Source organism: Salibacter sp. (assembly GCF_031581065.1).
In the GTDB taxonomy this organism is placed as follows: domain Bacteria; phylum Bacteroidota; class Bacteroidia; order Flavobacteriales_G; family Salibacteraceae; genus Salibacter.
In genome coordinates this window covers 63,411-89,539 of record NZ_JAVLBN010000003.1, presented here as the reverse complement: position 1 = coordinate 89,539, position 26,129 = coordinate 63,411, and the positions used below count along the sequence as shown (strand labels likewise).

Here is a 26,129-nt window from a genome sequence, read left to right as displayed (position 1 = left end):
TAAATGGGATTAAAAGGGACGCTTAGCAAGCCATACGCACACATAATTAGCAGCGCTCTCAAAAGCGATGCTAAAAGAGGAGTTGATCTTCAGCTCAAAATAATGCGAAATTTGGTGACAAGAGCCCGAAAAACGGCATTCGGATCTGACCATGACTTTGCCAATATTGAAACGCACTCTGATTTTAAGAATAGAGTTCCCATCCGTGACTACGAAGCACACAGGCCTTATATCGACCGAATCATAAAGGGCGAAAAAGATGTATTATGGCCAGGTATGCCGGCTTATTTCTGCAAAACATCAGGTACTACTTCAGGGGCAAAGTTTATTCCTTTAACAAAAGACTCCGTCCCTTATCATGTAAACGCTGCAAAAAATGCATTGCTCAGCTATATTGCTGAAACAGGCAACAGTTCGTTCTTAGATGGAAAAATGATTTTTCTACAGGGCAGCCCTGAACTCGATAAAGTTGGCGATATACCACTTGGTAGGCTCAGCGGAATCACAGCTCACTGGGTCCCCAATTACCTGCAAAAAAACAGAATGCCCTCCTGGGAAACCAATTGCATTGATGATTGGGAAACCAAAGTTGACAAAGTAATTGAAGAAACCCGGGTTGAGGATATGAGGCTCATTAGCGGTATTCCCAGTTGGGTCCAAATGTATTTTGAGCAACTTTTAGAAAAAACCGCTGCTAATAATGTGAAGGAAGTTTTCCCAAACTTTTCGCTTTTCGTTTATGGAGGGCTCAATTATGCTCCTTACAAGCCCGTTTTTGATAAGTTGATTGGCGAAAGCATCGATTCCGTAGAAACCTACCCCGCTAGTGAAGGATTTATTGCTTTTCAGGATTCACAGTTAGAACCGGGGTTACGGCTCAACGTCAATGCCGGAATGTTTTTCGAATTTATTCCGGCCGATCAATTTTTCGAAGAAAATCCACCTCGCTATCATTTAGGTGAAGTGGAACTGAATAAAAACTACGCTATTATTCTCAGCACAAATGCGGGCTTGTGGGGATACAACATTGGCGACACCGTAAAATTTGTTTCCCTCGATCCTTACAAAATTGTTGTAACAGGCAGAATCAAGCATTTTATTTCTGCATTTGGTGAACACGTCATTGCAGAGGAAGTGGAAAGTAGCCTCAAAGAAGTTATTCATCACTTTGATGCACAGGTGAAAGAATTCCATTTAGCTCCTCAAATCAACCCTGAGGATGGATTACCCTACCACGAGTGGTTTTTCGAGTTTGATGATGAGCCCCACAACCTCGATGCTTTTAGACTAAAACTAGACAAGGCTCTCCAGGACCGAAACCCCTATTACAAAGACTTAATACAGGGAAATATCCTGAGGCCCCTTGTAATTTCAAGAGTTGTGAAAGGTGGGTTCAATAATGTGATGAAACAAAGAGGAAAACTGGGTGGTCAAAACAAAATTCCGAGATTAGCAGATGATCGAGTGCTAGCTGAAATGATGAAGCCGTTCTTAAAATAAAAAAAGGAAGCAGTAAAACTGCCTCCTTTTATGACAACGTACCCCCTTTGCACTCAAACATTCAAACTGTTAGATTTCAAGTACGTTGCTAATTAACTATTGCTTTAACCAAAACAATAAACCTTAGACGCTTCAAACCTAATCATACACTTGTTTTAACAGCCCTATAACGTATGATTAATACCGTAATGTGAGAAAATGTGAGAACTGACTAACTTTGCCATCAATATTTTTCTAAAACAATAAAAAAAGATATTTTGCTCAAAAAGCTCACACTTACACTTTTCATCTTTCAGCTTATCACGTTTTCATCAATGATAGCCGAAACGAGCCTCGACTCTCTTTTAAGTTCTATTCAAAATACCGATTCTTTGACTCAATCACAGATTGAAGAATTTAATCAAACTTTGATAAAGACAGATGAGAAATTTCTTACTCCAACCTTAAACGTATTCTTCAAAGCCAAGAACCACCCCAATATTTCACTGGAAAAAACCACAAAAATCCTGCGATCAAAGGTTGATGATTGTGAAGATTGGCTACATGTTGAAATTTTTCAGGTTCAGGACACAATTGATAAGGGTGATATTGATAAAGGCATCAAAAACGCTAAAAGGCTAATTAATGAAAGAAAGTGCAAAACTGCTCGACAAAACTATATATTAGCTCAGTCTATTGGAACAGGGTTTTACTATGTCCAACGTTATGACTCTGCTATTCATTACTTTAAAAAAGCGCTCGATCTATCTTTACTCGAAAAAGACACATTGGCAATTTTGTCAAATAAAGTCAACATTGGAAGTTGCTATTATGGACTTGGCGCGTACCGTACTGCCCTATATTATTTTCAAACAGTTGTTGACAGCAATAAAGATCTGAATTACATCAACACAAAGAATGTTCAAAATAACATTGCGGCCATTCTCAATACTATTGAGAACTATGATAAGGCAGCAAAACAGCTAATTGAAGTATTTCCTTCTAAAAAGGATTTGAAATCAAATGGAAACACAAATAAGTTAATAGCAATTAATGTTTTGCGCTGTTACTCAGATTTGATACCAGACTCTCTTAGAAAGACTTCATTCAAACTCCTTAACCAAACTCAAGACGATCCAGGACCCTATCAAACAGCAATAAGGACTGAAATAGCAAGATTTTATTTTGATAATGGTGAAATTGATAGCGCGAGGATCATTCTTAACAAGGACAAGACTAAAATGTTGGAGGATACAGCTTTTTTCCTCGATTTTGCTCTTGATCTTTACAGAGAAATTGATGGTTTGGCCCTTACCAATAAAGAACTCGAAGATCTCTTAAAGTTTGCTTCAGATAGTGATTATCAAAAATATGCTGCTACAATTGGTTATATGATAAGCAAAAATCAATGGGTAGGGTCAAAAGACTCAATACTTACGCATTATCATAAAGTGACATCAGGCTTTTTTGAGGCAAATGACTCACTCATCAAGAAAGATCTATCTATTTACAACAAAATCAAGCAAATGGATTTTCAAATTTCATCTTTGGATAAAAAAGTCAAACAATCAGAAAGAGAAAATCAGCTTTTAATTATTGTAATAGTCAGTTTAGCTTTAATTGTTGGTCTCATCTTAATAGTGCTCTTCCTTTATAAAAAACAAACTTCATATAAGCTCAAACTCAATGAATCAAGAGAAGCGAGTCTTATAAAACAAAAAAGACTCGCTGAAGCCAAAAGCAGAGAGGCTCAAACAAAAGAAGAGCTCATTTCAATTAAAAATAATGTATTTGAAGAGCTGATTCCATTTTTTGATGAGCTCAGTCTTAACATTAAAGAAATGCTCCCTGGACTCCCTAAATCAATGAAAATAAAGTACCTCACATTTCGGGAAAACCTAGACAGGCTCAAAACACTTCTCAACTTTAAGGAAAAAGCGATTAGTAATACAATGACTCATGACCAATCTTTAACTTTAGAAGAAAAATTGGATTTAACTGATAGAGAGATTAGAATAGCTCGCCTCATAAAGTCAGGAATGTCATCAAAAGAAATAGCTGCTACTTTGAACCGCAAAGCCTCATATGTTAACAACTTGCGCTCCAAGCTCAGGAAAAAGCTCAATCTCGACCACAATCAGAGCCTGGAAGAAGAATTGCGCAAACTCAATCTCTAAAGAAAATTTATGGTCAGAGCCACTGCGGTAATGTACACCTCTGTACTTTTGACGCGGAAATGAAAAGGAGCACCTGGCATAGAATTAAAACGTGGCGCCTGGCCTACCCTGTAATGCTCAGCCAGTTTGGCCAAATCATGGTTGCTACTGCTGACAGTATTATGGTTGGCCGGGTGGGGACTATTCCATTAGCTGCTTCAACTCTTGCTAACAGTATTTTTCTCATCGTATTTGTATTTGGTATTGGCATCAGCTATGCTGTTAGTCCGCTCGTGGCAAATGCTGATGGCGAGAAAAACACTAAACGGATAAGCTCCCTACTCAAGCATGCGGTTTATATCAATGCTGCGCTGGGTTTGGTTCTGACCGGTATTGTATTAATCTTCAACTTCAACCTCCATTGGTTTGACCAGGATATTCGAGTCGAAAAATCAGCTCTCAGCTACATGTTTATCATCAACATGTCTCTGTTGCCCACCATGTTGTTTTTCGCATTTAAACAGTTTGCTGAAGGCCTTTCGAGTACGAAACCGGCAATGATTATCACGCTGGTTACCAATGCGCTCAATATTTTGCTCAACTACCTTCTTATTTACGGGAAATTTGGTCTCCCGGCTATGGGTTTAGACGGAGCCGGTTACGCAACACTTATAGCAAGATTTTTAATGATGGGTGGTATTGCCTGGCTTGTGATAGCAAATAATCCGTTCAGGAAATACTGGAAAGCTATTAAATGGAAGCGCATTCAGTGGGACACATTCAACCGGATTCTCAAAATTGGTGTCCCCAGCGGTATGCAAATGGTATTTGAAGTGGGTGCTTTTGCAGGTGCGGCTGTAATGGCCGGATGGATATCTCCGCAAGCTCAGGCAGCTCACAACATCGCCATCAACCTCGCCTCAATCAGCTATATGGTAGCAACCGGATTAGCAGCAGCAACAACCGTAAGAGTTGGAAACCAGCTTGGAAGACGCGATATTCAAAGCCTACGAACAGCCGGATTTACCGGAATCAAAATGGTAATTTGGATTATGCTCATTGCTGGTGTTTTACTCTTTGCCGGAAAGGATCTTCTACCAAAACTCTATGTCACTGATGAAACAGTCATTCAAATTGCCAGTAGCTTGTTGATTGTTGCTGTTGTTTTTCAACTGAGCGATGGCATTCAGGTTATTGGCCTCGGAGCTCTGCGCGGATTAGAGGATGTCAAAATTCCAACCTTTATAACGCTTATCGCCTATTGGGTTTTTGGACTCCCCGTAGGTTATTTAGCCGGCATAATAGGCCCGTTTGGTGTTGATGGTATTTGGTACGGCCTCGCTAGTGGCCTAACAGTTAGCGCAATTCTTTTGATTTGGCGTTTTGACAGGGTCACAAAGAAACTGAAGAAGAGAGTGAAAACTAATGCCTAATTAATTTCTTCGTAGTCAGGATGTCATTTTCTCTATAAAAACGAATAAAGTACAATCCATTCCCGATTTTTGAAATATCAATCCTCATTTTTCGGTCAGAGCCGGACTTCTTGACGGCAACCAGCCTACCCATGGGGTCGAGGATTTCAACCCTGCTTATATCCCAGTTTTTAGGCAGATTGACATTAATAAAATCATCGTTTACAGGGTTTGGATAAATCAATGCGTCATTGTTGGTTGACTCATTTGCCAAACCTGTTGAAGGACCTTGAGCTGAGTCGATTATCACTGTATCGAACAATTCACAGGAATTAGCATCTGAAACTTCTAAAAAGTATTGCCCTACACTCAAGCTATCGTATGGCGGGCTCTGACTGTTACCATTCCATGAATAACTGTAAGGTGGCGTTCCCCCATAAACAAGGACATCGACAAACCCATCATTTCCTGTTTCCACATCCTGCGCAACTGACTGTGCGAACAACTCCTGTGGTTCATCGATAAGGACTATTCCTGAATCCTCACATCCATAAAAATCAGAATAAAAATAAACGTACTCCCCAGACTTCAGGTTTGATACTGTATTCCCTGTATCACCTGTTGACCAAATAATCTCATAAGGTATAGAAAAGCTGGAATCATAGGGCTCTACCTGTACTTCGCCTGTGGAGTCTCCGTAACAACTTATGTCTGTTGCAGACTCCGTCAAAAAAGGAGTGGAGTGATAGTTTACGTTAACGGTATCTGTAGTAAAGGAAACGCCATGAGATGTCATTATTTCAGCATAATAGCTTCCAGAATTAGTAACTTCCAAAGTATCAGAATGTACTCCATTATTCCAAATAACAGATTGATATCCCTGACCATTTAAAACAAGTTTCGTGTAATCATTTCCTGTGCATGTAGCTGTGTCACCAATTATCTGAACACTTTCTGACAGTGTTTCGCCTTCTTTAAAGTAATGATGAGTGTTTATTGCAGGATTGTAGTACGTATCAGTATGCCCGCTAATATAGCGCAGTTTCACAGAGTCAACTGTTGTCAGCTGTCCAAGGCCAAAAATCAAATGCTGTGAGTTTTGGCTTACGTATTGTTCTCCGCAAAAAGTGTATTCTGTAAACACATTAGTGTCAGCATAAACTTTGATCAAAGTCCCTATAGCTTGTTTATTTGAGACTGTTCCTTTAGCAGTAATCTTGATCCAGTTGTTTTGGTTTCCAGTGTTTTGCCAAAGGAAAGGATCGTCATTTCTTCCGTTATGAGAAACAATATCATAAAATCCATCGTTGTCAATATCTCCTCTTGCAACTGCATATGAAGCAGCTACAGTTGAGTTGGAAAACACTGAATCACCATTACTAAATCCCTGACCGTTATTATTTATAAAAAAATGACTTGCAACCTGAGGGGCTACACTTGAGTCGTCAGGGTGCCCTGTTGCAACGTAAAGGTCTTTCCATATATCATTATTGAAATCAACCCATGTAGCTCCCCAGGAATATTCGTTAAGAGAAACACCGTATTGATTGCTTTGCTCCTGGTAAATCCCTGAATTTTTTATGAAGAGTTTAGTACTGTAATAATCCCCCGTATTAGTAAGATACACATCTAAATCTTCATCATTATCAAAGTCACCAAATGTACTTGTCATTGGAAATTGCTGAGGCATATTTAACCCAACACTATCGGCTACATCAGTAAAGGTCTCATTATGATTGTTGATATATAGCCTGTTGTTATAGGGTAACCTGTCATTCATCACAAACAGATCAGGCCAATTATCATTATTGTAATCTATCCACACACTTTGATAAGTAGTTTTAATTGAATCTCCTACCCCTGCACTTTGAGTAATATTTGTGAAAGTCCCATCCCCGTTGTTCTTATATAATTCATTCGTTCTATTTTGAGATGCGTTATTCCCATATTCATATTTACACACATAAAAATCCAGGAACCCATCTTTATTAAAGTCTCCAAAAGATGCACCATATGTGTTTGCAAATGCATTTGAAAGCCCTGCCTGTAAAGTTATATTTGTTAAATTTAAATCTCCATCATTTTCAAACAATTCAAATGCTCCAGAGTAAGTTGTCATAAACAAATCGTAATCTCCATCATTGTCAAAATCCACCCACAGCACATGTTTTACAGGACCATTACAGTAGATGGAAACATCTGTTTTGACATAGCTTCCACTATCATTTAGAAAAACTATTAAACTGTCGTTTTCCATAGCAAACGTCAGATCATCCCATCCATCCTTATTAATATCAAAAAAACTGACTCCACTTCCATAGCGATCGTTTGTTACAAGTCCCGTATGAATGTTCTGTGAGCCGGCAACATCATTAAAGGACTGCCCATACATCAAAAAGGGCATAACGAACAAGGCAAGCGATAATATGTATGCTTTGAATTTATTCAACGACTACGAGTTTAATTGTTATTGGACTTCTTTTAAGGTTTAGGGTTAAAAAATAAACTCCCTGTTTTGTGTTTTTTGTACTAAAAGTAGAGCGCCCATTTTCGAAAATCAAACTTTGAATTAGAATCGTTTTACCAGCCACATTTTTGAGTGTCGCTTCAGTTTTGCTAATATTCGAGCTTGTCTCAATAATGACCTCCCTGCCTTTTTTGACAGGGTTTGGATAAACTTTAACATCTCCCTGTAAGTTATTCATGCTTATTCCAGTTGCAGCTAAGTCAACTTCAAACCCGGACATTACTGTATCCACCAAAACTTTATTCCCTGATTGATCTGTTCCTTTATCCACATAAACTTCAATGTCAGTTTGCCAAAATGTTTGTTGATTTATAGTGTACTCTAGTTTATAGGAGGTGTTATTTAGCCAGGCTGAAGCAGTGTGATCAATATTAAATATCCCTTTTACAGTGGAATCACTAAATGAAAGCTCCGGAAAAACTGAAGTATTCATTTCTTCATCAAACACTATGATTGCCGATAAAACATCAGTCTCATTATTGACATTAGAAGTATTCGTCATCGCTGATAGAACACGAGGGTTACGAGTATCAAAATACAATTGATCAGGGAAGCTTCCCTGGTTTTGGTTATTCCCTAGTAAGTCTTTAGCATAATTAACCGTAACACCTACCTGATCAACCTCAACATCGTGATCCTGAATATTAAACCTGGCAATTAACAATGAATCTCCCTGCCACTCACTTTCAAATGGATTATAAATCATAGAACTCGCATCTACAGAACTAACTGATGTAGAAACTGCAGGCAACTGTGTAGTATCCATTCGCTCGTCAAACCTCAACGACATTTCATAATTGGCTACGCCCTTATGAGCATCGTAAACAGTATCTGCTGATAGTTGAATTGATGTAACTGATGGTTTTTTAGTGTCAACATGTATTAACTGTGGCAAAAGCTGTTGTTGTGGTGAATTGCCGGCAAGATCAACTACAGAGTTAGTCAGAACCGAAATGTTGTGCGATTCAAAGCTGTTATTATTCAAACTAAATACCGCTTTATAAGCAGAATCGCTTTCCCATTCGCTTAGCTGATATATTTGCGCTAAAGCGGTAAAAACGTTAGTATCAGAAAAAGATAGAGCGGGCTTGTGATTCGTTTTCATTTCCTCATCAAACGTGAGGGTTACCGTCATAGCGTTTTGACCAATATCTGTTTTGGTTAACCCGGTATCATTAATTGTAGAGCTCGTTAAAGCAGGCTCTCTTGTATCTACTGTAATTACATTATGAGCGGTATCAGCTACAATTGCGTTTCCCGCCAAATCAGATCCTGAAGTAATAGCATATTCAGTTTGAAAGTATTCATTATCCAAATCCTGAGTATTGTAATGAGCAACGTAGCTAAGTGAGTCTATCCAGTAACTCTGTCCCTGATCATAAGAGAGGTCTTGCTGAATAGAAGTAGGCGCTATAAATTCAGCCTGTACAAGTACCGATGTATCCATGGGTTCTGAAAAAACAACCTCTACATTCTTAAAGCCGGTAGTTTTGCTATTCAACACAGAATCGGAAACAGTAACAGATATGACCTCTGGCTTTTTCGTATCAATCTCAAAAGGTTTTCTGAATAAAACAGGTGACTGAACTACACCATTTTGACCCTCCCCTCCTGAGACCTTAACTGTAACACTATCTAACTCTTCGATGCTATTATTTACATGGTAGTTCAATTCTATAACATTTGTATCAACCCAGGAATAACTAACAGAGTCCAAACAAACAGTTAACGGATTATCATTTAAAAAGGTGAAGTTGGGTAACTTCGTAGTGTCCATGTACTCATCAAAAGTAAACACACACGAAATGGAGTTCCCAATATCACTTCTTGAAATGAGTGAATCTGTGACAGTAAGATCCGTAATAGCCGGCTTTTTCTTTGACACAAACTCATTCGTTTTCGTAAAAGCAATATCTCCGATATCTACCCCCATTTTTCTTCCATCTATGTCATCAACCGGAGGGTGAATTCCGCCCCATATTCTCGATAAACTACACTCATCTGCAGCATCTTTATAAGTTGCCCACTGTAATTCAATATCTACACTTGGCCCTTCTTCAAAATGCAAAAAATCGTTTTGTGGAGCATCAAAAGTTCCCATTCCCCCCGGGAAGAAAGGATCTCCTGTCATTTGTGTCAAAACCTCAGCCGCTGCACTTGAAAAAGTTGAGTGCCCTGAAACATACCCGGCAAAAGGAGGTGTAACGAATGATGGGCGCTGGTAAGGCCACCAGTTTTCAGCCAATATCCAACCAACCCCGGCAATATCAACATTTGGATCGGTAATATGATCTGGACCTCTCCACGAGTACAGCTTTATTTTCCCCACATGCTGCTGGTTCTGACCAGCGAGCGTATCACCTGGTTGTACAACTTCAATGTAACCGGGAATCAACGGAATTCCAGCAGGATGAAAATTCGATAAACTCGTATCTGTACACTGCCCTTTACTCGCCATATAACGAATAGCAGAAACAGGTCTTATAAAATCGTACCACCCTTTGATTGACCACGAAACCACAGCTGCATCGTGAACAGCGCCACCAAGAGCTAAAAATGATTTCACATCGTATTCTAAATCTGAAAGAGTTGCTCCCTGTCCCATCCACTTTCGTTGAAACAACGAATCATCCATCGTTTCTTTTGTAATTTCAAACCAATGGCCGGGTGGTGTTTCAGAGTCGATACCATCAGCCCAAAACTCAGCCAAAACCCTAACATAATCACCTCGCGGAACAATTTGCGGTGTGTAAGGCTGCCCTGTTTTTGGGTTTACAGAGTACCCCTGATTGGGATCATTAACTCCCCCTTCAAAAAAATTATAGAAATTAGGTAAACTATCGTTGTTCAAAGGATATCCTGAAATATTACCTCTTGATGCTGGCGAGATATCCCACATTGTTGTATCGTTAGGATCATTGTGTGATTGCCAAACTGAAACCATACAAAAATTCCACTTGTACAAAGAGCTCAGGCCAGCTGTATCAGTAGTATCGATCAAAGATGGACCACCCGGATCCATGTAAACATTGTAGTTATTATTGTTTCTTGTTTTAATAGTTATCAATGTATCATGTAAAGCAAAAGGATCAACATTCCCCCATTCCGGAGATAAATGTGGCGGGGTAGATTGTACAGGATTCCCAGCCTGATCAATAGCTACAGTTAATGAAATAGCCTGCCATCTGTTTGGGTTGTTAATATTTGGGTTACCAGGCTGTTCAACTGCTATTGGAGGATTTGCCTGCTGATAATAATTATTTGCATAATCATTTTGCTCATTAGCCCCATCCTGATGACCGTAACTTATCATTTCCTGGGCCAAATAATTACCAAATTCTGCAGGACCGCCATTAACATAGTCTGTTGAAGTATTTGAGACATCAAAATTCAAAGATTGCATGATGCTATCTGCCCTGTTTACAACCCCTGCATAACCGGGTGAATTTTGAAACCTGTGCATAAGCAACCTGTAACTTGCATAAGATATTGCTTCAACTCTGGCAGAGTGAACATCCTGCGGAATTACAACCCCATCAAAATCTACTTGATACCCATGATAAACCTTGTCAAGAAATACTGTTTCTTTTGAAGGATCGTAGGCCGCCCAGGCGTCATATGAAATAGTTGACAAGTGATATAAATTTCGGGCATGTACAGTGGGACGTGCAAAATCATTTCGAATTGATTCGATTAATGCATCATTCCAAACACGAGCAATACTATGACCGCTTTGGCTTTGGCTGAAACACACATTCGTCCCAATCAAAGCAAGAAATATTAAAATTGAACTTCTCATAAACACATGGAGCTAAAATAAAATTTTACAACGGCTAATCAAAGCAAAATATTAAAATTGCCCGCCCTATCAATAGCATCGACACGTGAAATATAGTTTTTGACTCAAAACAATTTCCATTCTTTTGTACTTTCCTCATCATGAAAACATCAATAGTTTGGTTCAGGAACGACCTCAGGCTACACGATAACGAAGCCCTGGTTTCTGCAATAAACAATAGCGACCAGGTGCTACCAATCTTTGTTTTTGATGAGAAATACTGGGCTCAGTCAAAATTTGGGCATGTGAGAACGGGTTCTTTCAGAACGCGATTTATCATCGAAAGCATTGAAAACCTCAGGCAAAACATAAGGGCTAAAGGCGGAGAGCTAATGGTCAGATCCGGAAATCCGATCAACATCTTCAAAAACCTTATTGAAGAATTTGAGGTGACAGCAATCTATACTTCCATTGAAGTAGCTCATGAAGAAATAGAACTTCAAAACCAGGTTGAAAAGCTAAATATCAAAACTCATTTTTACCATCAAGCATCCCTTTTTCATCCAAATGACCTCCCTTTTGATAGTGAAGAAATGCCTGACGTGTTCACTCCATTTCGCAAAAAGGTTGATAAAAGAATAACGGTCAGATCCACTTTTCACACTCCATCAAAAATCAAAACGCCATTATTAACTCACCCCGGCAATATTCCAGCGTTTCACGACCTCAATTTAGAAGAACCACAAACCGATGACCGATCTGCTCTCGCTTTTAATGGTGGTGAAAATGCTGCATTGGATAGATTACAACATTATTTTTGGGAAACCCGTGAACTCCTCGAATACAAACAAAAACGAAATGGCTTAATCGGGGCAGATTACAGCTCTAAATTTTCACCGTATCTCGCTGCCGGTTGTATTTCTCCTCGTAAAATCTACCACGAAGTGAAAAAGTTTGAGCAGGAGGTAAAGAGTAATTCAAGCACTTACTGGCTTATTTTTGAATTGATGTGGCGCGATTTCTTCCGTTTTTTAATGGTCAAACACAAAACCTCCATTTTCAAAATTACCGGATTGTGGGATGTTCACAAAGAATGGAAAAAGCCCAATGAGCTGTTTGAAAAATGGAAACTCGGGAAAACAGGAGTTCCGTTCATCGATGCCAATATGCGCGAGTTGCTCCATACAGGCTTCATGAGTAACAGAGGGAGACAGAACGTTGCTTCTTTCCTGGCCAAAGACCTCAATATCGATTGGCGTTACGGAGCCTACTGGTTCGAATCTCAACTCATCGACTATGATGTTTATTCAAATTGGGGAAACTGGAATTACGTTTCTGGAGTTGGATCTGACCCTAGAAAAGAAAGGCGTTTCAACATAGCTCTTCAAGCTCAGAAGTACGACAAAAACGCAGAGTACATCAAGCTTTGGGTTCCGGAGTTAAATCATTTAGATGCTAAAAAAATCCTCAACTGGCACAACTATTCAGGATCTGACCGAAAAGAACTCGCTCCAGATTACCCTGAAATGATATACATAAGCGTATATTGGCGCTAAGGCATTTTGCCCACCAACTTGAAATAGTCTTTTAGCGTTTTCTTGACACTTGGCCGGTCATCAGGACCAAATATTTCGCTCGTTTCTCCATTGTTGAGAATTTCAAAACGGGCATCTTCAGTCATTGCGAGATAAATTTTTCCGGCAAAAAGGTAGTTATTGTAGCTGTTTGGCGTATTCAATGAAACAGTATCCCAGTCAGATCCGGAAACCGAGTACCGCACCTTCAGCGACTTTGCAGTATCAACTGCGCTGTTGGGCTCAGCAATGATATAAGCTTCATCTTTGAGCCAGTTATTGGCGATGAAAAAAGTGATGTTGGGCTGTGTCGCGTCTTTATTCCTACTCTTTATTCGATACAGATGAAAATTGGCATCCTCCCTCTTTTCAAACTCGTAATAGTAGCTGCGCACGTTTTTAAAAAAGAGCTCTTCCGGTTCAGTGACGTGAAAACTGACATCATTTAGCCTTATGGGTCTATCTTCTGGAAAAAAGATAATCAGCAAAATAAGCATGGTTAAAAACCAACCCACAAAAAGGATTTGAAGTTTATTTTTGTTTCTCAACATATTTGAAAAACAAAACTCTTTAGGGCTTGTTTAATCGCAACTAAAGAAACAAAAATTTAAAGCTTCAATAACTTTCAAAAATTTTGAACAAAAAAAGCCAATACTTGCTTATTCACATGTAAGCATTTAATAATTTGACAGAAAAGGATTTAAGAAGAGAGGTGCAGAATGGAAAATATGGTAACAAATAAAGGCGTCACATTAGTTGAACTTTCTGAGAATAGCAAAGTACTACTGGTGTTTTTGAGGCACTTTGGTTGCACTTTTTGCCGTGAAACACTGACAGAACTACTAAATCTTAGAAATGACATTGAAAACGAGGATACTGAAATTGTTCTTGTCCATCAAATGAACGATGAATATGCTGAACAAATTTTAAATATTTACCACTTAAACGATTTACACAGAATAAGTGACCCGGGCTTACACCTCTACGATTATTTCCACCTCAAAAGAGGTACCTGGAGCCAGGTATTTGGTTTAAAAGTTTGGTGGAGAGCAATTGTTGCCGGAATTTTCAAAGGTCACTTAGTGGGTAAGGAACAAGGTGATGGCTGGCAAATGCCTGGCGTATTTGTTATCCATGAAGGTGAAGTTGTTTCAAAATTCATCCACAAATACGCCTCAGATCGTCCCGATTATTTAAATCTTGCAAAAACTAAATTCAGAAAAGCTGTTTCTTGAAAGCAAAAGTAATAGGTGCAGGTATAGCCGGACTCGCCACAGCCATAAGATTAAGAGCTAAAGGTTACGAAGTTAAAGTCCACGAAGCTAACTACTACCCGGGAGGAAAATTGACTGCGTTCCAACAGGGAGATTACCGCTTTGATGCAGGGCCTTCATTATTCACCTTGCCGCATTTAGTAGATGATTTATTCAAACTGAGCGGTAAAAACCCAAAAGACTATTTCGATTATATTAAGTTGGATACTGCATGCCACTACTTTTGGGATGATCTCACAGTTTTTAATGCTTCTACAAATCCTAAAAAGTTTGCTGAAGAGGCTGCAAAGGTTTTTTCAGTTCCCGAGGTTGAAGTACTCGATTACCTAAAATATTCTCACAAACTCTACGAATACAACTCCCCCGTTTTTCTTGAGCAATCATTACACAAAATCAAAAACTACTTGAGAAGCCATGTGGGAAAAGCTCTTTTGAGAATTTGGCAGTTCAACCTGGGTAAATCCATGCATCGAGTGAACGCCAAAAAGTTTTCCAGTAAAAAACTCGTTCAGCTCTTTGATCGCTACGCCACTTACAATGGGAGCAACCCATATAAAGCCCCTGGGGTCCTGACTATGATTCCTCATTTGGAACACGGGATTGGTACTTTTTTCCCAAAAGGCGGAATGCATGAAATCACCCAGTCTATTTTCAAGCTCGCAAAGGATATTGGTGTTGAGTTTCAGTTTGAGTCTTACATCGATGAAATCATTGTGGAGAATAAAAAAGCAAAAGGCATTAAACTTAACACTGGCAAACAAGAGTTTGCAGATCTTGTCGTTTCAAACATGGATATCGTTCCCACTTACCGCAAGTTGATGCCCAAACAAAAAGCTCCTGAACGCACCCTTAAACAAGAACGCTCCAGCTCGGCTCTGATTTTTTATTGGGGCGTCAAAGGTGTGTTCAAAGAACTCAACCTCCACAATATTTTGTTTTCCAATGACTACAAAGAAGAATTTGACTCACTATTCAGGAAAAAATCACTGCAGTCAGATCCCACGGTGTACATCAACATTTCGTCAAAATACAATTCTACTGACGCACCTAAAGGTTGCGAGAACTGGTTTGTCATGATCAACGCTCCGGCAGATTACGGTCAGGATTGGGACCAGTTAATCGACAAAGCCAGGAAGATGATTTACGATAAGATTTACAAATCTCTCGGAATCGACATCAAGCCACTGATCGAGAACGAGTCAGTTTTAGATCCGCGTTTGATTCAATCTCAAACATCTTCTTATCGTGGAGCACTTTACGGAGCCGCATCAAACAACCCGCTCGCGGCATTCATCCGTCATCCAAATTTCTCTAACAGTATTGAAAACCTCTACTTTTGCGGAGGAAGTGTGCACCCGGGAGGCGGAATCCCACTCTGCCTGTTATCAGCTAAAATTGTTGATGAACTGATCGAGCAATGAAAAAGTACAGCTACAAACACAGCATCGCTATTTTGATCATTTTCCATCTTATCGGGTTGATCGGCTTTCAAACACCTTATCGCGATCTTTTTATCACTTTGACTCCATTAAACCTCATCCTGTCATTGATCCTGCTCATCGTTCACCAGGAGAAAACCACAAAATGGTGGCTGGCTGCAATCGGGATATATATTGCGGGATACCTCGTTGAAGTAGCCGGAATCAATACCGGTGTCATCTTTGGCGAATATGAATACCTCTCAGCTCTTGGGCCTGGGATTTGGGGAACGCCTCCATTGATTGGGGTCAATTGGTTGATACTTGTTATTTCAACAGCATCAATTGCTCAAATGCTGTTTGCCACGAAGCTCGTTCGTTCCATTGTGGGAGCAACTTTAATGGTTATGCTGGATGCCGCCATTGAGCCGGTTGCTCCGGTACTCGATTTTTGGGAATTCAGTTCAGCTGCGGTTCCGACCGAAAACTACCTGGCCTGGTGGTTCATCGGCTTTTTGATGCACTTTGTGTATCAAAAACTTGACGTTTCGCGTTCAAACAAATTAGGGTTGTCTTTGTATAGTATTATGCTGGTTTTCTTCTTAATTTTAAATTTATCTTTACAGTAATGAATGCCGTTTTAGCCATATTAATTGTCATTGCAACTTTCTTCTTCATGGAGTTTATGGCATGGTTCACGCACAAATATGTGATGCATGGCTTCATGTGGTATTTCCACAAAGATCATCACCAAAAAGAGCCTGGTTTTTTTGAGAAAAACGATGTGTTCTTTCTAATCTTTGCTGTGCCTAGCTGGCTCTTTACTATGTTTGGCATGATGCACGGCTACGACTGGAAGCTCTTTGTGGGAATAGGAATTTTCATCTACGGTGTGTGCTACTTTTTAGTACACGATGTGTTGATTCACCAGCGCTTTAAATGGTTTAGAGGTATTAAAAACCCGTATTTCAACGCTTTGCGCAAAGGGCACAATGCTCACCACAAACACAAGGGAAAAGAAGATGGTGAGTCTTTTGGCATGCTCGTGGTGCCGTGGGGTTATTTTAAAGAGGCCTATGAACGGCACAGAAATAAACGCGCTAAAGCAGCCTGATTATGCTAGATACTCCTTATCTGTACTTGTTTTTAAACCTTGCAACCATTTCAATCCCGCTCTTGAGGAGTTTTGAGCCAAGAGTTGATTTCGCTGGTAAATGGAAAGCGCTTTTTCCGGCCATAATTGTTGTGGGAGTTTTCTTCATTACATGGGACTCCATTTTCACCCAAAAAGGAGTTTGGGGTTTTAATGATCGCTACTTAACCGGAATTGAATTGATGCATCTCCCTTTAGGAGAATGGCTCTTTTTCATTACAGTTCCCTATGCCTGTGTTTTTATCTATGAGGTCCTCAACTACTTTTGGCCAAAGAACACCTGGTTCAACGATAAAAGTGAAAATATCAGCTTAATCCTGATATCAGTGAGTATTGTCATCGGGATCTATTACCATGATCTCAGCTACACTTTTTGGACATTCATTTTTTTGGCTACCTTTATCGCTTACATGCACTACTTTGCCAAAGCAGAGTGGCTGGGAAACTTCTACAGAGCCTATCTCGTGGCACTTATCGGTTTTTTTGCAATCAACGGAGTTCTTACCGGCACCGGAATAGAAGAAGAAGTTGTTTGGTACAACGAGCGACAATTCATTGGCCTCAGAATAGGCACTATCCCTTTCGAGGATATTTTCTACGGAATGTTACTCATCATGATGAATGTTTGGTTGTTCGAAGCTTTTAAAGAAAAGTGGTACCGTCCTAAAAGTAAATAACTCCTTCGTTTTCATCGCCAACCTTTTCTGCTTCTCCCCTGTAAATTCTAAGAGTAGCGGTCAGAGCCAAAACAGCGTCAAACTGGTGCCAGTTCTCCAGGCCTGATTGAAGTTTGAAACCGTGTTTTGCTTCTAGCTCGCACAACCATTCCTCTGCCAGGATACGATTCCACTTTTTCTTATAGCCTTCGCGGTTCTGAATGGAATTTTGAAAGACCATCTTTGGATAAACCTCAAATATTTTAAGGCCTTTTTGTTGAAGGTGATGCGCTAGCTTCATCGCCCTTGCTGTGAGTCCGCCCAGGAACATAGGTGACATTGCCTTAACCTTTTTATCACATTCCCTGTAATGAAAATCCGGTTCTTCAGTAAGATCCAGGGCTTCTTTACTGTAAACCTCGGGCAGGCTGAGCGGTGCGTCTATTCCAACCAACGAGCCAACAGACAATTCTTTCAACTGGTTCTGAATGAAATCATCAGCAGATTTTCCTTTTTCAGATTGCCTGATAACTACTTCATCACCATCCAAAACTGCAAGCGCTGTGGTACCAGCCAGCTGTGAACCTAAATCTATTCCAACCATAATCATTGTGAACAACAAATTTAAAAGCGTGTTTCGTTTTTATGAAAACACTCCGTCTCATTCTTGGTGATCAGCTCAATTACAACCATTCCTGGTTTCAAAAAGTTGACGAAGACGTTATTTACTTACTGGCAGAAGTAAAACAAGAAACCGATTATGTTCGCCATCACATTCAAAAAATCACTTCCTTTTTTGCCGCTATGCGCGAGTTTTCAAAGTGGCTGAGCTCTAAAGGACACAATGTAAAATATATTGAGCTCAATGATCCTGAAAACCCACATGATTTCAGTGATCTGATCAATAAAATCATCGAATCAAAAAAAATTGAAAAGTTTGAGTATCAACTTCCCGATGAATACCGACTCGATGAACAGCTTAAAGATTTCTGTCAAAACCTGAGCATTGAGAACGAATTTTTCGATACCGAGCATTTTTACACTTCACGGACAGAGATGCAGGTTTTTTTCAAGGATAAAAAGCAATACTTACTTGAAAGCTTTTACCGGCACATGCGCAAAAAGCACAATGTACTGATGAATGGAAAGGAGCCTGTAACCGGAAAATGGAATTACGATAAAGAAAACCGCAAAAAACTTCCAAAAGATCAACAAGTTCCCACTCCAAAATCCTTTGACAACGATGTCACTGAAATAGTGAAAATAATTGATGAAAAAGGAGTCGATTATTTTGGAAATATAGAAGCCGAAAAATTGGTGTGGCCTGTAAACCGTAAGCAGTCCCTGGATTTGCTCGACCATTTCATGAACGATTGTTTACCGCTTTTTGGAAAATACCAGGATGCATTGACTGATCGCGACTGGAGTCTTTTCCACTCTCGCCTCTCCTTTTCACTAAACACCAAAATGTTGAGTCCGAAAGAAGTTGTAGATCGTTCGGTTGAAGAGTGGGAAACCAGGAAAGAAGAAATTAGTATTGCACAGCTCGAAGGATTTGTGCGTCAAATTTTGGGTTGGCGTGAATTCATGCGTGGTATTTACTGGGCAAAAATGCCAGACTATGAATCGCTCAATTTCTTTGATCACAGTAAATCGCTTCCATCCTGGTACTGGACAGGGGAAACAAAAATGAAATGCATGAGTCACGCCATTAGTCAGAGCCTTGATCACGCCTATGCTCACCATATTCAAAGGCTGATGATTACAGGAAACTTTGCTCTCCTGGCTGGTATCAACCCCGATGAACTGGATGACTGGTACCTGGGAATTTACATCGATGCAATCCAGTGGGTGGAAATTACCAACACACGCGGAATGAGCCAGTTTGCTGATGGTGGTATCATTGGCACAAAGCCTTATGTATCATCGGCTAGTTACATCAATAAGATGAGCGATTATTGTAAGTCGTGTCATTATAGCCACTCCAAAAAGACAGGAGAAAAGGCGTGTCCGTTCAACAGTTTGTACTGGCAATTCTATGAACGTCATCGAGATAAACTGAGCGACAACCACAGGGTTGGAATGATGTACAGAACCTGGGATAAGATGGGATCTGACCGTAAAACGGAATACCTCAAACAGGCACAATACTACCTGGAAAATATTGAATCATTGTGATCAATACAGCTGTTCAATATTATTCACGATTTCTGATTTGATGTAATCATTTATTTCTGTGTCAAGTCGCATTGAGTGCTGGTAATATGTTTCGAGTTCGTTGATGGTAAAAAGCCCAATGACAGATTGAATGAGCATTCTTCTCAGCTCTTTTTCCCCGTTGAAGAAGTCCTTGATAATATCTTTTTGAACTTTTTGGTTGAAGGCGTTGAAATTTGTTTTTCGTTCCTTTACGTAGTGCCTAATCAGGGAGATGAGAATCGGTTTTTGAAATACGATGGTTGGCCTGAGCCTCATTTTGACAAAACTCTCAAGATCTATTTGACTGTCATCACTTTCAACTCCTCTAATCCTCATTAACTCATCATCACGTTTCATACTTCTTCCTTTCTATTAGTGAAACAAGCGTATTTTCACAATGTTTTGAAATTTGTGAATACTTGCTGCGTTTGATTGAAGAATGGAAATTATAACTTCGCTGCATGATTCGATTCACACTTACGCTTGTCTTTTCGCTTTTGTTGAGCGGCAATTTATTTGCCGGATCAGCAATGAACTATTCTTTTGACAGCTCTGTGAGTGTGACCTTAAATGACAGCCAGGAAGTTAAGGGATTGAAAGCGAAAATAGGAACGTTTTTACAGTCTAAAATTCAGGATCCTGAAACCAAACACAAGAAATTTTACGCAGTGGTATTAGCTGTTGCCCTTGGGCCATTTGGAGTACATCGACTTTATTTGGGAACAGCCACAAAAGTTCCGTTGATATACACGCTTACACTCGGTGGCGGACTCGGGTTTTTACCACTTAGCGATATTGTCGCTATCCTCATCACCGATGACTGGCAAAAATATATTGCCAACGACAGGGTTATCATGTGGTCGATGCCGTAATTACTTATTATTGAATTGATTCATCGTCCTGGCGAGTCCAATCGTGCCAAAAGACTTTATCGCAGAAACGCAGAGGTCGATTCTTTCGGTCAGATCCTTTTCCTCCTCAGCCGACCATTTCCCCAGCACATAGTTAATTTGGCTACCTTTTGAGAATTCATCTCCAACACCAAATCTGAGCCTGGGGTATTTGCTGGAATTGAGAATTTTTTGAATGTCCTTGAGCCCGTTGTGGCCTCCGTCACTTCCTTTGACTCTGATCCTAATTTTGCCAAATGGCAGATTGATATCATCAGTAATGACAAGAGAGCGCTCAATAGGAATCTTTTCCTTTTGGAGCCAGTAATTAACCGCCTTTCCGCTCAGGTTCATCAAGGTAGTGGGCTTGATGAGAACAAATGTACGCCCTTTGAACTTGTATTCGGCTTTATACGCGTAGCGGTCCTGTTCAAAAAAAATACCCGATGAGTTAGCTAACTCATCGAGTATTTTAAAACCTATATTATGTCGCGTATTCTCGTATTCCGAACCAATATTACCGAGGCCCGCAATGAGATACTTCATAATCTAAAATTTACTCTTCAGAAGAAGCTTCTTCTTTCTTTTCCTCTCCTTCTTCAGAAGACTCATCGCCTTCTCCTTCTTCACCCCCTTCACCATCGAGATCCTCATCAACAGCACCACGAGAAGCTCTAACAGCAACCATCACACTGGATTCAGGATCGAGGAATTCAACACCGTCAATTTTCAAAGTACCAACTTTGATCGACTGACCGATGCGTAATTTAGTGATGTCGAGTTCAATTCCGTCAGGAAGAGCATCGATCATACCTTTAACTGCCACTCTACGCATTGGTTGAGCGAGTTTACCACCATTGCGCACACCAATTGAACTACCGGTAAGTTTAACAGGCATCTGGAGTTTTACAGGTTTTCCATCCTGAACCATGAGGAAATCAGCATGCAAAACATTGTCTGTTACCGGGTGAAATTGAGCATCCTGGAAAATTGTGCTGTATTCTTTGCCATCAACATCAATTTTTACATTGTAAACATCTGGAGTGTAAACAATTTTGTTGAATTCTCTCTCATCAATTACGATGTGCGTGTTGTCATCAGCTCCGTAGATAACCGCGGGAACAAACCCTTTTTTTCTAAGATCTTTGGCATGTTTAGTACCAATCTTTTCGCGAACTGATCCTTTTATTGTAACCGTTTTCATGGCTGTTGATTATTTATCTTCTTTTAAATAATAAAGTTTGAACTTATCGATTTGTGCGCTTCAATATTCTCAATTACATCAGCGAATAATTCAGAAACTGTTAGCGTCTTTATTTTGTCTATCTGCTTTTTGAGCGGTATTGTATCTGTTACAACCAATTCACTGATTTGTGAATCTTCTAATCGCTCGTAAGCCGGACCTGAAAGCACAGGGTGAGAACACATTGCACTTACAGATTTTGCTCCTTCTTCAACCATTAGATCGGCAGCTTTACAAAGCGTACCTGCCGTATCGATGATATCATCGATGAGAAGCACATCTTTTCCTTTAACATCACCAATCACCATCATATTTTGAACCTCGTTGGCAACGCGTCTTTGTTTGTAACAAATCGCCATTTCGAGGTCAAAGTACTTGGCGTAAGCATTTGCTCTTTTCGTACCACCTGTATCAGGTGCTGCAATCACGAGATTGCTGAGGTCGTAATGTTCTTTTATGTAAGGCAAAAATACTGTTGAGGCAAACAAGTGATCAACCGGAACCTCAAAGAAGCCCTGGATCTGATCAGCGTGGAGATCCATTGTCATGATGCGCGTTACGCCTGCAGCTGTAAGCATATCAGCTACGAGTTTCGAACCAATTGCCACGCGCGGCTTATCTTTCCTATCCTGACGGGCAAAACCAAAATAAGGCATCACGGCAACAATTTGTCTCGCAGATGCTCTCTTGGCTGCATCGATCATGAGTAAGAGCTCAAAAAGATTGTCAACAGGAGGGAAAGTAGGTTGGATGAGAAATACATCCTGACCTCGAACAGTTTCCTCAAAACTGGCTGTAAATTCACCGTCACTAAACTTTTGAATAGTGAGGTTACCCAGTTCAGAACCGAATGAAGCGGCAATTTTCTTTGCCAGCTCGGGACTTGCAGACCCTGTGAAAATTTTAACTCTTTTGTTATCCATGCCTTAGACCTCCTTTGCCAAAAGGGCTGCAAATTAACCAAATTAATACTATTTATCCAAAACTTTAACCGTATGAAATTGAGTGGTTTTGATAATGCAAAGGTAAATCAATCTGTAAAAAAGGACTTGCAGTTTTATTTTTTTGATAAATTCGCGCTCCACTTCATTCAAAACACATCTGCCCGGGTGGCGGAATTGGTAGACGCGCTGGATTCAAAATCCAGTGGTAGCAATACCGTGCGGGTTCGATTCCCGCCCCGGGTACAACAAAAAGAGCAAGTTCTCACTTGCTCTTTTTATTTAGTCTTAATACAGATCACTAAAAAACCCTCCATAGACTCGAACAAAACCCTTCCTAAAGTTATTTCAATATTAGTAATAGAAATTCCGTATATTTTAAAACGGCTTTCATTCTAAAGTAAAAAAGATTTAATTTTAAGCAAATATTGAAAGGCTAGAGCCAAAATTCAAAATTTGAACAAAAATTCCTGAAGAACAATGTCAAATGTGATTTTAGTGGAAGACGATAAGGGGTTTGGAGAATCTTTAAAAGAGTTACTCCTCTTAAGGAATATTGACGTATCATTATTCGATTCGGCAAAAAAAGTACTTGAGGAAATTAAGTACAATCAGCCAGAAATCATCATTTCAGATATCATGATGCCTGAGATGGATGGTTTAACATTACTTGATCGAATAAGATCAAAAAAGCAATATGATCACATATCGATTATCATCATTACAGCTAGAAAAATAGAAAAAGATTACAGTAGCTCCCTTAAAAAAGGGAGTGATTATTTTTTAAACAAGCCCTTTGATAACGAAGTATTCATTAACCTAATTAACAACATCATAGAAAGAAAAAGGGGTCAAATAAAAAAGATAATTCAAACTCCTGATCACGAATACCATAAAGATAAGGACATCTCATTTCTTGAAGAAGTTAAAAATCAAGTGCAAAAGCATAGTGGTGACTCTGACTTTGGATTGGAAAAAATGGCGAACTTACTAAATCTGAGCCCTTCAGCTGTTCAGAAAAAAATTAAACGCGTAACAGGTCAAAACTACTCTGAGTTTATAAACAATTTTAAATTGGAGAGAGCTGCACATTTGATTAAGCAGAATTCAAACACTATTTCAGAAATAAGCTCAATGGTAGGGTATAACTCGCTATCTTATTTTTCAAAGTGCTTTAAGGACAAATACAGAGTTTCACCGAAGAAGTTTAGCCAAAAAAATTGATTTAATATGCTTTACGAAAAAGAATTGTTTGATCTGCTAACTGAAAAACAAAATATTGGAATATGGAAGTGGGATTTGTGTACAGACACAGTTTATTATTCTAAGAGCTGGGGTCAACTACTGGGATATGAGGATTCCTCAGAGCTCGATACTACTTTTAAGACATACGAATCACATGTTCTACCTGAAGATTTAGAAAAAGCCTTAAAGCCCGTCAATGAGCATTTAAAAAAACATACAGATTATTTTGAGAAGACAATATACAGGATGGTCAAAAAAGATGGAACCATCATTTATACTGAACACCAGGGTAAGGCAAAATTCGAGAATAATAAGCCTGTATATGTCGTTGGCTTAATGAGAAACGTTGATGAGGAACACAGAAATTATAAACTGCAGAGGGAAACTGCTCAATTTTTAAACAACATTTTTGATCTAAGTCCATCTTTGATTTTTGTCAAGAATTCAAATGGTGACTTTATAAAAGTAAATCAAGCTGTTGCTGATCTGTTTGGAAAAGATAAAGAAGAAATAGAAAATTTCAATAACAGTGAAGTTCATAAAGTTAAAAGTGAACTGGATCAATTTGATAGCTTTGAAAGAGAGGTTCTGAACAAAAATAAGTCGTTAACCAAGTATGAGGATTTCACCACCTACAAGGGAGAAAATCGCATATACCGCACAACTAAATCGCCTTTCAATTTCCGGGGTGAAAGAATGATTTTTGCAGTTTCTGAAAATGTAACTGAGTTGAGAAACTCTAAAGAAAGAGAAGAAAATCTCCGTAAGAAATATCAAAGATTAATCGAAACTACATCAGTTGGGCTTCTTCAATTAGATAAAAACTGTACAATCAACTATGCCAACAGAGGAGCTTATAAAATTCTAAATAATTCTGAACTTGAAGGAGGCAAGTTAAAGGATTTAATAACAGACTTTGATAAGGATAAGATTTGCAAATTCTTTGAAAATAACTCTCATCACGAAAGAATTAAATTCAAAGCCAAATCAAAAACTGACAACAAATGGCTACAAGTATATGCAGACAAGTTTGAATCTAAAACTGGTAATAGCTTTGAGATCATACTTATTGATATCACTAAAGAGTTCAAGCTTAATAGAGAAAAAGATTATCAATCAAAATTATTGAACTCTATTTCTAAATATAATTCTGATATTATATGTATACATAAACCGAATGTAAAGATAAAGTTTATTGGAGCATCAGTCAAAAATGTACTAGGTTATGAACCGGAAGAGCTGATTGGTAAAAATCCATTTGAAATGACCACTTCGACACAAAAAAGAGAAGTATTAGATTCTTTACTAGTCAAATTGATAAATAAAGAGATCACGCATTATGAAGGTGAGATTGAAATGTTTAGAAAAAATGGTGATAAAATAATTCTTGAAACTAATGCTAAAGGAATATATGAAGATGGGAGGCTAATCGAAATAGTTTCAACATCCAGGGACATCTCGAAGAGAAGAGAACTCGAAAAAGAAAAAGTGGAGGTGCTTCGTAAATCACAAGAGTTAATCAATTTAGAGAAGTCCATAATTGATATGGGAAGTCATCAGCTTAAAACCCCTATTTCAACTATCTTAACGAACCTTGAATTACTCAATTCATCTTTCAAAAACATTGACAAAAGCAAATACTTTTTACGAATAAAAAAACAGCTGAATAAACTTCTCGACATAATTGCCAACCTTTTAGAGAATAGTAAGTTGGACAGCGATAACTTCAGAGCTTCACATTTGAAAAAAATTCCATTAAAAAAATTAGAGCAATCACTAAAGAGTTATTATCACAACAACGAGGATCAGTTTAAGCGCCTCAAGTTCGACTTATGTATTGATGTAAAAGTTAGAATGGATATTGATTTAACAACCACAATCCTTACAAACTTCATTGACAACTCGTTAAAATATTCCACAGGTGAAGTTAAAATAAACTGCAAAAAAGAAGAGAAATTCATCAAATTAAGTGTTACAGATAATGGAATAGGAATACCCGAAAAAGATAAAGCTTCACTTTTTAAACCTTTTTTTAGAGGGTCTAACACGAAAAATTATGAAGGTACCGGATTAGGGCTTTTGATCTGTAAAAAAGCAGCTAACATGCAAGATGCTGGAATTATGATAGAATCAAATGTTAACAAGGGTACCTCATCCTTTGTAGTCTTTAAAGATAGATAGTCT

General features: G+C 39.0%; 21 protein-coding genes and 1 tRNA gene. 14 read left to right on the top strand and 8 right to left on the bottom strand.

Annotation, left to right across the window (positions count from 1 at the left end):
* Window positions 1-3: 3 nt before the first annotated feature.
* From RI557_RS01615 to RI557_RS01605, 3 genes are all read left to right on the top strand, one after another.
* On the top strand, window positions 4-1,500 hold the full coding sequence (locus RI557_RS01615; RefSeq protein WP_310681644.1) for a GH3 auxin-responsive promoter family protein: 1,497 nt from the start codon (window positions 4-6) through the stop codon (window positions 1,498-1,500).
* A 257-nt stretch (window positions 1,501-1,757) separates the two neighbouring features.
* A complete protein-coding gene (locus RI557_RS01610) occupies window positions 1,758-3,656 on the top strand; it encodes a LuxR C-terminal-related transcriptional regulator (protein ID WP_310681642.1) in 1,899 nt (632 codons plus the stop codon).
* Window positions 3,657-3,715: 59 nt separating this feature from the next.
* Window positions 3,716-5,068, top strand: a complete 1,353-nt coding sequence (locus RI557_RS01605) for an MATE family efflux transporter (protein WP_310666788.1) — start codon at window positions 3,716-3,718, stop codon at window positions 5,066-5,068.
* Here RI557_RS01605 and RI557_RS01600 read toward each other — a convergent pair.
* On the bottom strand, window positions 5,058-7,496 hold the full coding sequence (locus RI557_RS01600; RefSeq protein WP_310666787.1) for an FG-GAP-like repeat-containing protein: 2,439 nt from the start codon (window positions 7,494-7,496) through the stop codon (window positions 5,058-5,060). The two genes, RI557_RS01605 and RI557_RS01600, sit on opposite strands and share 11 nt — an antisense overlap.
* Window positions 7,489-11,208 carry a DUF6851 domain-containing protein gene (locus RI557_RS01595; RefSeq protein ID WP_310666786.1) on the bottom strand — a complete coding sequence of 1,240 codons (3,720 nt, stop codon included), beginning with the start codon at window positions 11,206-11,208 and terminating at the stop codon, window positions 7,489-7,491. The genes RI557_RS01600 and RI557_RS01595 overlap by 8 nt, the downstream gene beginning before the upstream one ends.
* 305 nt (window positions 11,209-11,513) lie before the next feature.
* Here RI557_RS01595 and RI557_RS01590 point away from each other — a divergent pair, with 305 nt between their 5' ends.
* Window positions 11,514-12,908, top strand: a complete 1,395-nt coding sequence (locus tag RI557_RS01590; protein WP_310666785.1) for a DASH family cryptochrome — start codon at window positions 11,514-11,516, stop codon at window positions 12,906-12,908.
* Here the strand turns inward: RI557_RS01590 and RI557_RS01585 are convergent.
* Complete coding sequence (locus RI557_RS01585; protein WP_310666784.1) at window positions 12,905-13,477, bottom strand: hypothetical protein; 573 nt, start codon at window positions 13,475-13,477, stop codon at window positions 12,905-12,907. The two genes, RI557_RS01590 and RI557_RS01585, sit on opposite strands and share 4 nt — an antisense overlap.
* Window positions 13,478-13,654: 177 nt before the next feature.
* Between RI557_RS01585 and RI557_RS01580 the strand changes: the two genes are divergently transcribed.
* The 5 genes from RI557_RS01580 to RI557_RS01560 are packed head-to-tail and all read left to right on the top strand — an operon-like array spanning window position 13,655 to window position 17,448.
* A complete protein-coding gene (locus tag RI557_RS01580; RefSeq protein WP_310666783.1) occupies window positions 13,655-14,161 on the top strand; it encodes a SelL-related redox protein in 507 nt (168 codons plus the stop codon).
* On the top strand, window positions 14,158-15,621 hold the full coding sequence (gene crtD, locus RI557_RS01575) for a 1-hydroxycarotenoid 3,4-desaturase CrtD (RefSeq protein ID WP_310666782.1): 1,464 nt from the start codon (window positions 14,158-14,160) through the stop codon (window positions 15,619-15,621). The genes RI557_RS01580 and crtD overlap by 4 nt, the downstream gene beginning before the upstream one ends.
* Window positions 15,618-16,247 (top strand): carotenoid biosynthesis protein, encoded by a 630-nt coding sequence (locus tag RI557_RS01570; RefSeq protein ID WP_310681612.1) that lies wholly within the window; start codon window positions 15,618-15,620, stop codon window positions 16,245-16,247. Before crtD ends, RI557_RS01570 begins: the two co-directional genes overlap by 4 nt.
* Window positions 16,247-16,732, top strand: coding sequence for a sterol desaturase family protein (locus RI557_RS01565; RefSeq protein WP_310666780.1), 486 nt, complete (start codon window positions 16,247-16,249; stop codon window positions 16,730-16,732). Before RI557_RS01570 ends, RI557_RS01565 begins: the two co-directional genes overlap by 1 nt.
* Window positions 16,733-16,734: 2 nt before the next feature.
* Window positions 16,735-17,448 carry a lycopene cyclase domain-containing protein gene (locus RI557_RS01560; protein WP_310666779.1) on the top strand — a complete coding sequence of 238 codons (714 nt, stop codon included), beginning with the start codon at window positions 16,735-16,737 and terminating at the stop codon, window positions 17,446-17,448.
* Here the strand turns inward: RI557_RS01560 and RI557_RS01555 are convergent.
* The gene (locus RI557_RS01555; protein ID WP_310681609.1) at window positions 17,435-18,031 is read right to left on the bottom strand and encodes a DUF429 domain-containing protein; all 597 of its coding nucleotides are present in this window, start codon (window positions 18,029-18,031) and stop codon (window positions 17,435-17,437) included. The two genes, RI557_RS01560 and RI557_RS01555, sit on opposite strands and share 14 nt — an antisense overlap.
* Before the next feature lie 41 nt (window positions 18,032-18,072).
* On the opposite strand from RI557_RS01555, the gene RI557_RS01550 reads away from it, so the two are divergent.
* A complete protein-coding gene (locus RI557_RS01550) occupies window positions 18,073-19,605 on the top strand; it encodes a cryptochrome/photolyase family protein (RefSeq protein ID WP_310681608.1) in 1,533 nt (510 codons plus the stop codon).
* On the opposite strand, the gene RI557_RS01545 is transcribed toward RI557_RS01550, so the two are convergent.
* On the bottom strand, window positions 19,606-19,983 hold the full coding sequence (locus tag RI557_RS01545) for a hypothetical protein (RefSeq protein WP_310666776.1): 378 nt from the start codon (window positions 19,981-19,983) through the stop codon (window positions 19,606-19,608). It lies immediately after the preceding gene.
* Window positions 19,984-20,087: 104 nt separating this feature from the next.
* Here RI557_RS01545 and RI557_RS01540 point away from each other — a divergent pair, with 104 nt between their 5' ends.
* On the top strand, window positions 20,088-20,498 hold the full coding sequence (locus RI557_RS01540) for an NINE protein (protein ID WP_310666775.1): 411 nt from the start codon (window positions 20,088-20,090) through the stop codon (window positions 20,496-20,498).
* Here the strand turns inward: RI557_RS01540 and pth are convergent, their stop codons facing one another.
* From pth to RI557_RS01525, 3 genes are read right to left on the bottom strand one after another with little or no spacing between them, the layout of a single operon-like run.
* Entirely contained in the window at window positions 20,499-21,062 is a 564-nt protein-coding gene (gene pth / locus RI557_RS01535; protein ID WP_310666774.1) for an aminoacyl-tRNA hydrolase, read from the bottom strand. It abuts the gene before it with no gap.
* A gap of 10 nt (window positions 21,063-21,072) precedes the next feature.
* Window positions 21,073-21,720, bottom strand: coding sequence for a 50S ribosomal protein L25 (locus RI557_RS01530; protein ID WP_310666773.1), 648 nt, complete (start codon window positions 21,718-21,720; stop codon window positions 21,073-21,075).
* 23 nt (window positions 21,721-21,743) lie between these two features.
* On the bottom strand, window positions 21,744-22,682 hold the full coding sequence (locus RI557_RS01525; protein WP_310666772.1) for a ribose-phosphate pyrophosphokinase: 939 nt from the start codon (window positions 22,680-22,682) through the stop codon (window positions 21,744-21,746).
* A 180-nt stretch (window positions 22,683-22,862) separates the two neighbouring features.
* Here RI557_RS01525 and RI557_RS01520 point away from each other — a divergent pair.
* The 3 genes from RI557_RS01520 to RI557_RS01510 all read left to right on the top strand — a co-directional run bounded on the left by RI557_RS01520 (window position 22,863) and on the right by RI557_RS01510 (window position 26,126).
* Window positions 22,863-22,946: transfer RNA gene (locus RI557_RS01520), tRNA-Leu, on the top strand.
* A 252-nt stretch (window positions 22,947-23,198) separates the two neighbouring features.
* Complete coding sequence (locus RI557_RS01515) at window positions 23,199-23,924, top strand: response regulator (protein ID WP_310666771.1); 726 nt, start codon at window positions 23,199-23,201, stop codon at window positions 23,922-23,924.
* 6 nt (window positions 23,925-23,930) lie between these two features.
* Entirely contained in the window at window positions 23,931-26,126 is a 2,196-nt protein-coding gene (locus tag RI557_RS01510) for a PAS domain S-box protein (protein ID WP_310666770.1), read from the top strand.
* The last annotated feature ends 3 nt before the right edge of the window (window positions 26,127-26,129 follow it).

Bases quoted from the DNA above. Each gene is read 5' to 3' on its own strand.
- RI557_RS01615 (WP_310681644.1), top strand. From the start codon at position 4: ATGGGATTAAAAGGGACGCTTAGCAAGCCATACGCACACATAATTAGC.
- RI557_RS01605 (WP_310666788.1), top strand. From the start codon at position 3,716: ATGAAAAGGAGCACCTGGCATAGAATTAAAACGTGGCGCCTGGCCTAC.
- RI557_RS01590 (WP_310666785.1), top strand. From the start codon at position 11,514: ATGAAAACATCAATAGTTTGGTTCAGGAACGACCTCAGGCTACACGAT.
- RI557_RS01585 (WP_310666784.1), bottom strand. From the start codon at position 13,477: ATGTTGAGAAACAAAAATAAACTTCAAATCCTTTTTGTGGGTTGGTTT.
- RI557_RS01580 (WP_310666783.1), top strand. From the start codon at position 13,655: ATGGTAACAAATAAAGGCGTCACATTAGTTGAACTTTCTGAGAATAGC.
- RI557_RS01570 (WP_310681612.1), top strand. From the start codon at position 15,618: ATGAAAAAGTACAGCTACAAACACAGCATCGCTATTTTGATCATTTTC.
- RI557_RS01565 (WP_310666780.1), top strand. From the start codon at position 16,247: ATGAATGCCGTTTTAGCCATATTAATTGTCATTGCAACTTTCTTCTTC.
- RI557_RS01560 (WP_310666779.1), top strand. From the start codon at position 16,735: ATGCTAGATACTCCTTATCTGTACTTGTTTTTAAACCTTGCAACCATT.
- RI557_RS01555 (WP_310681609.1), bottom strand. From the start codon at position 18,031: ATGGTTGGAATAGATTTAGGTTCACAGCTGGCTGGTACCACAGCGCTT.
- RI557_RS01550 (WP_310681608.1), top strand. From the start codon at position 18,073: ATGAAAACACTCCGTCTCATTCTTGGTGATCAGCTCAATTACAACCAT.
- RI557_RS01545 (WP_310666776.1), bottom strand. From the start codon at position 19,983: ATGAAACGTGATGATGAGTTAATGAGGATTAGAGGAGTTGAAAGTGAT.
- RI557_RS01540 (WP_310666775.1), top strand. From the start codon at position 20,088: ATGATTCGATTCACACTTACGCTTGTCTTTTCGCTTTTGTTGAGCGGC.
- pth (WP_310666774.1), bottom strand. From the start codon at position 21,062: ATGAAGTATCTCATTGCGGGCCTCGGTAATATTGGTTCGGAATACGAG.
- RI557_RS01530 (WP_310666773.1), bottom strand. From the start codon at position 21,720: ATGAAAACGGTTACAATAAAAGGATCAGTTCGCGAAAAGATTGGTACT.
- RI557_RS01525 (WP_310666772.1), bottom strand. From the start codon at position 22,682: ATGGATAACAAAAGAGTTAAAATTTTCACAGGGTCTGCAAGTCCCGAG.
- RI557_RS01510 (WP_310666770.1), top strand. From the start codon at position 23,931: ATGCTTTACGAAAAAGAATTGTTTGATCTGCTAACTGAAAAACAAAAT.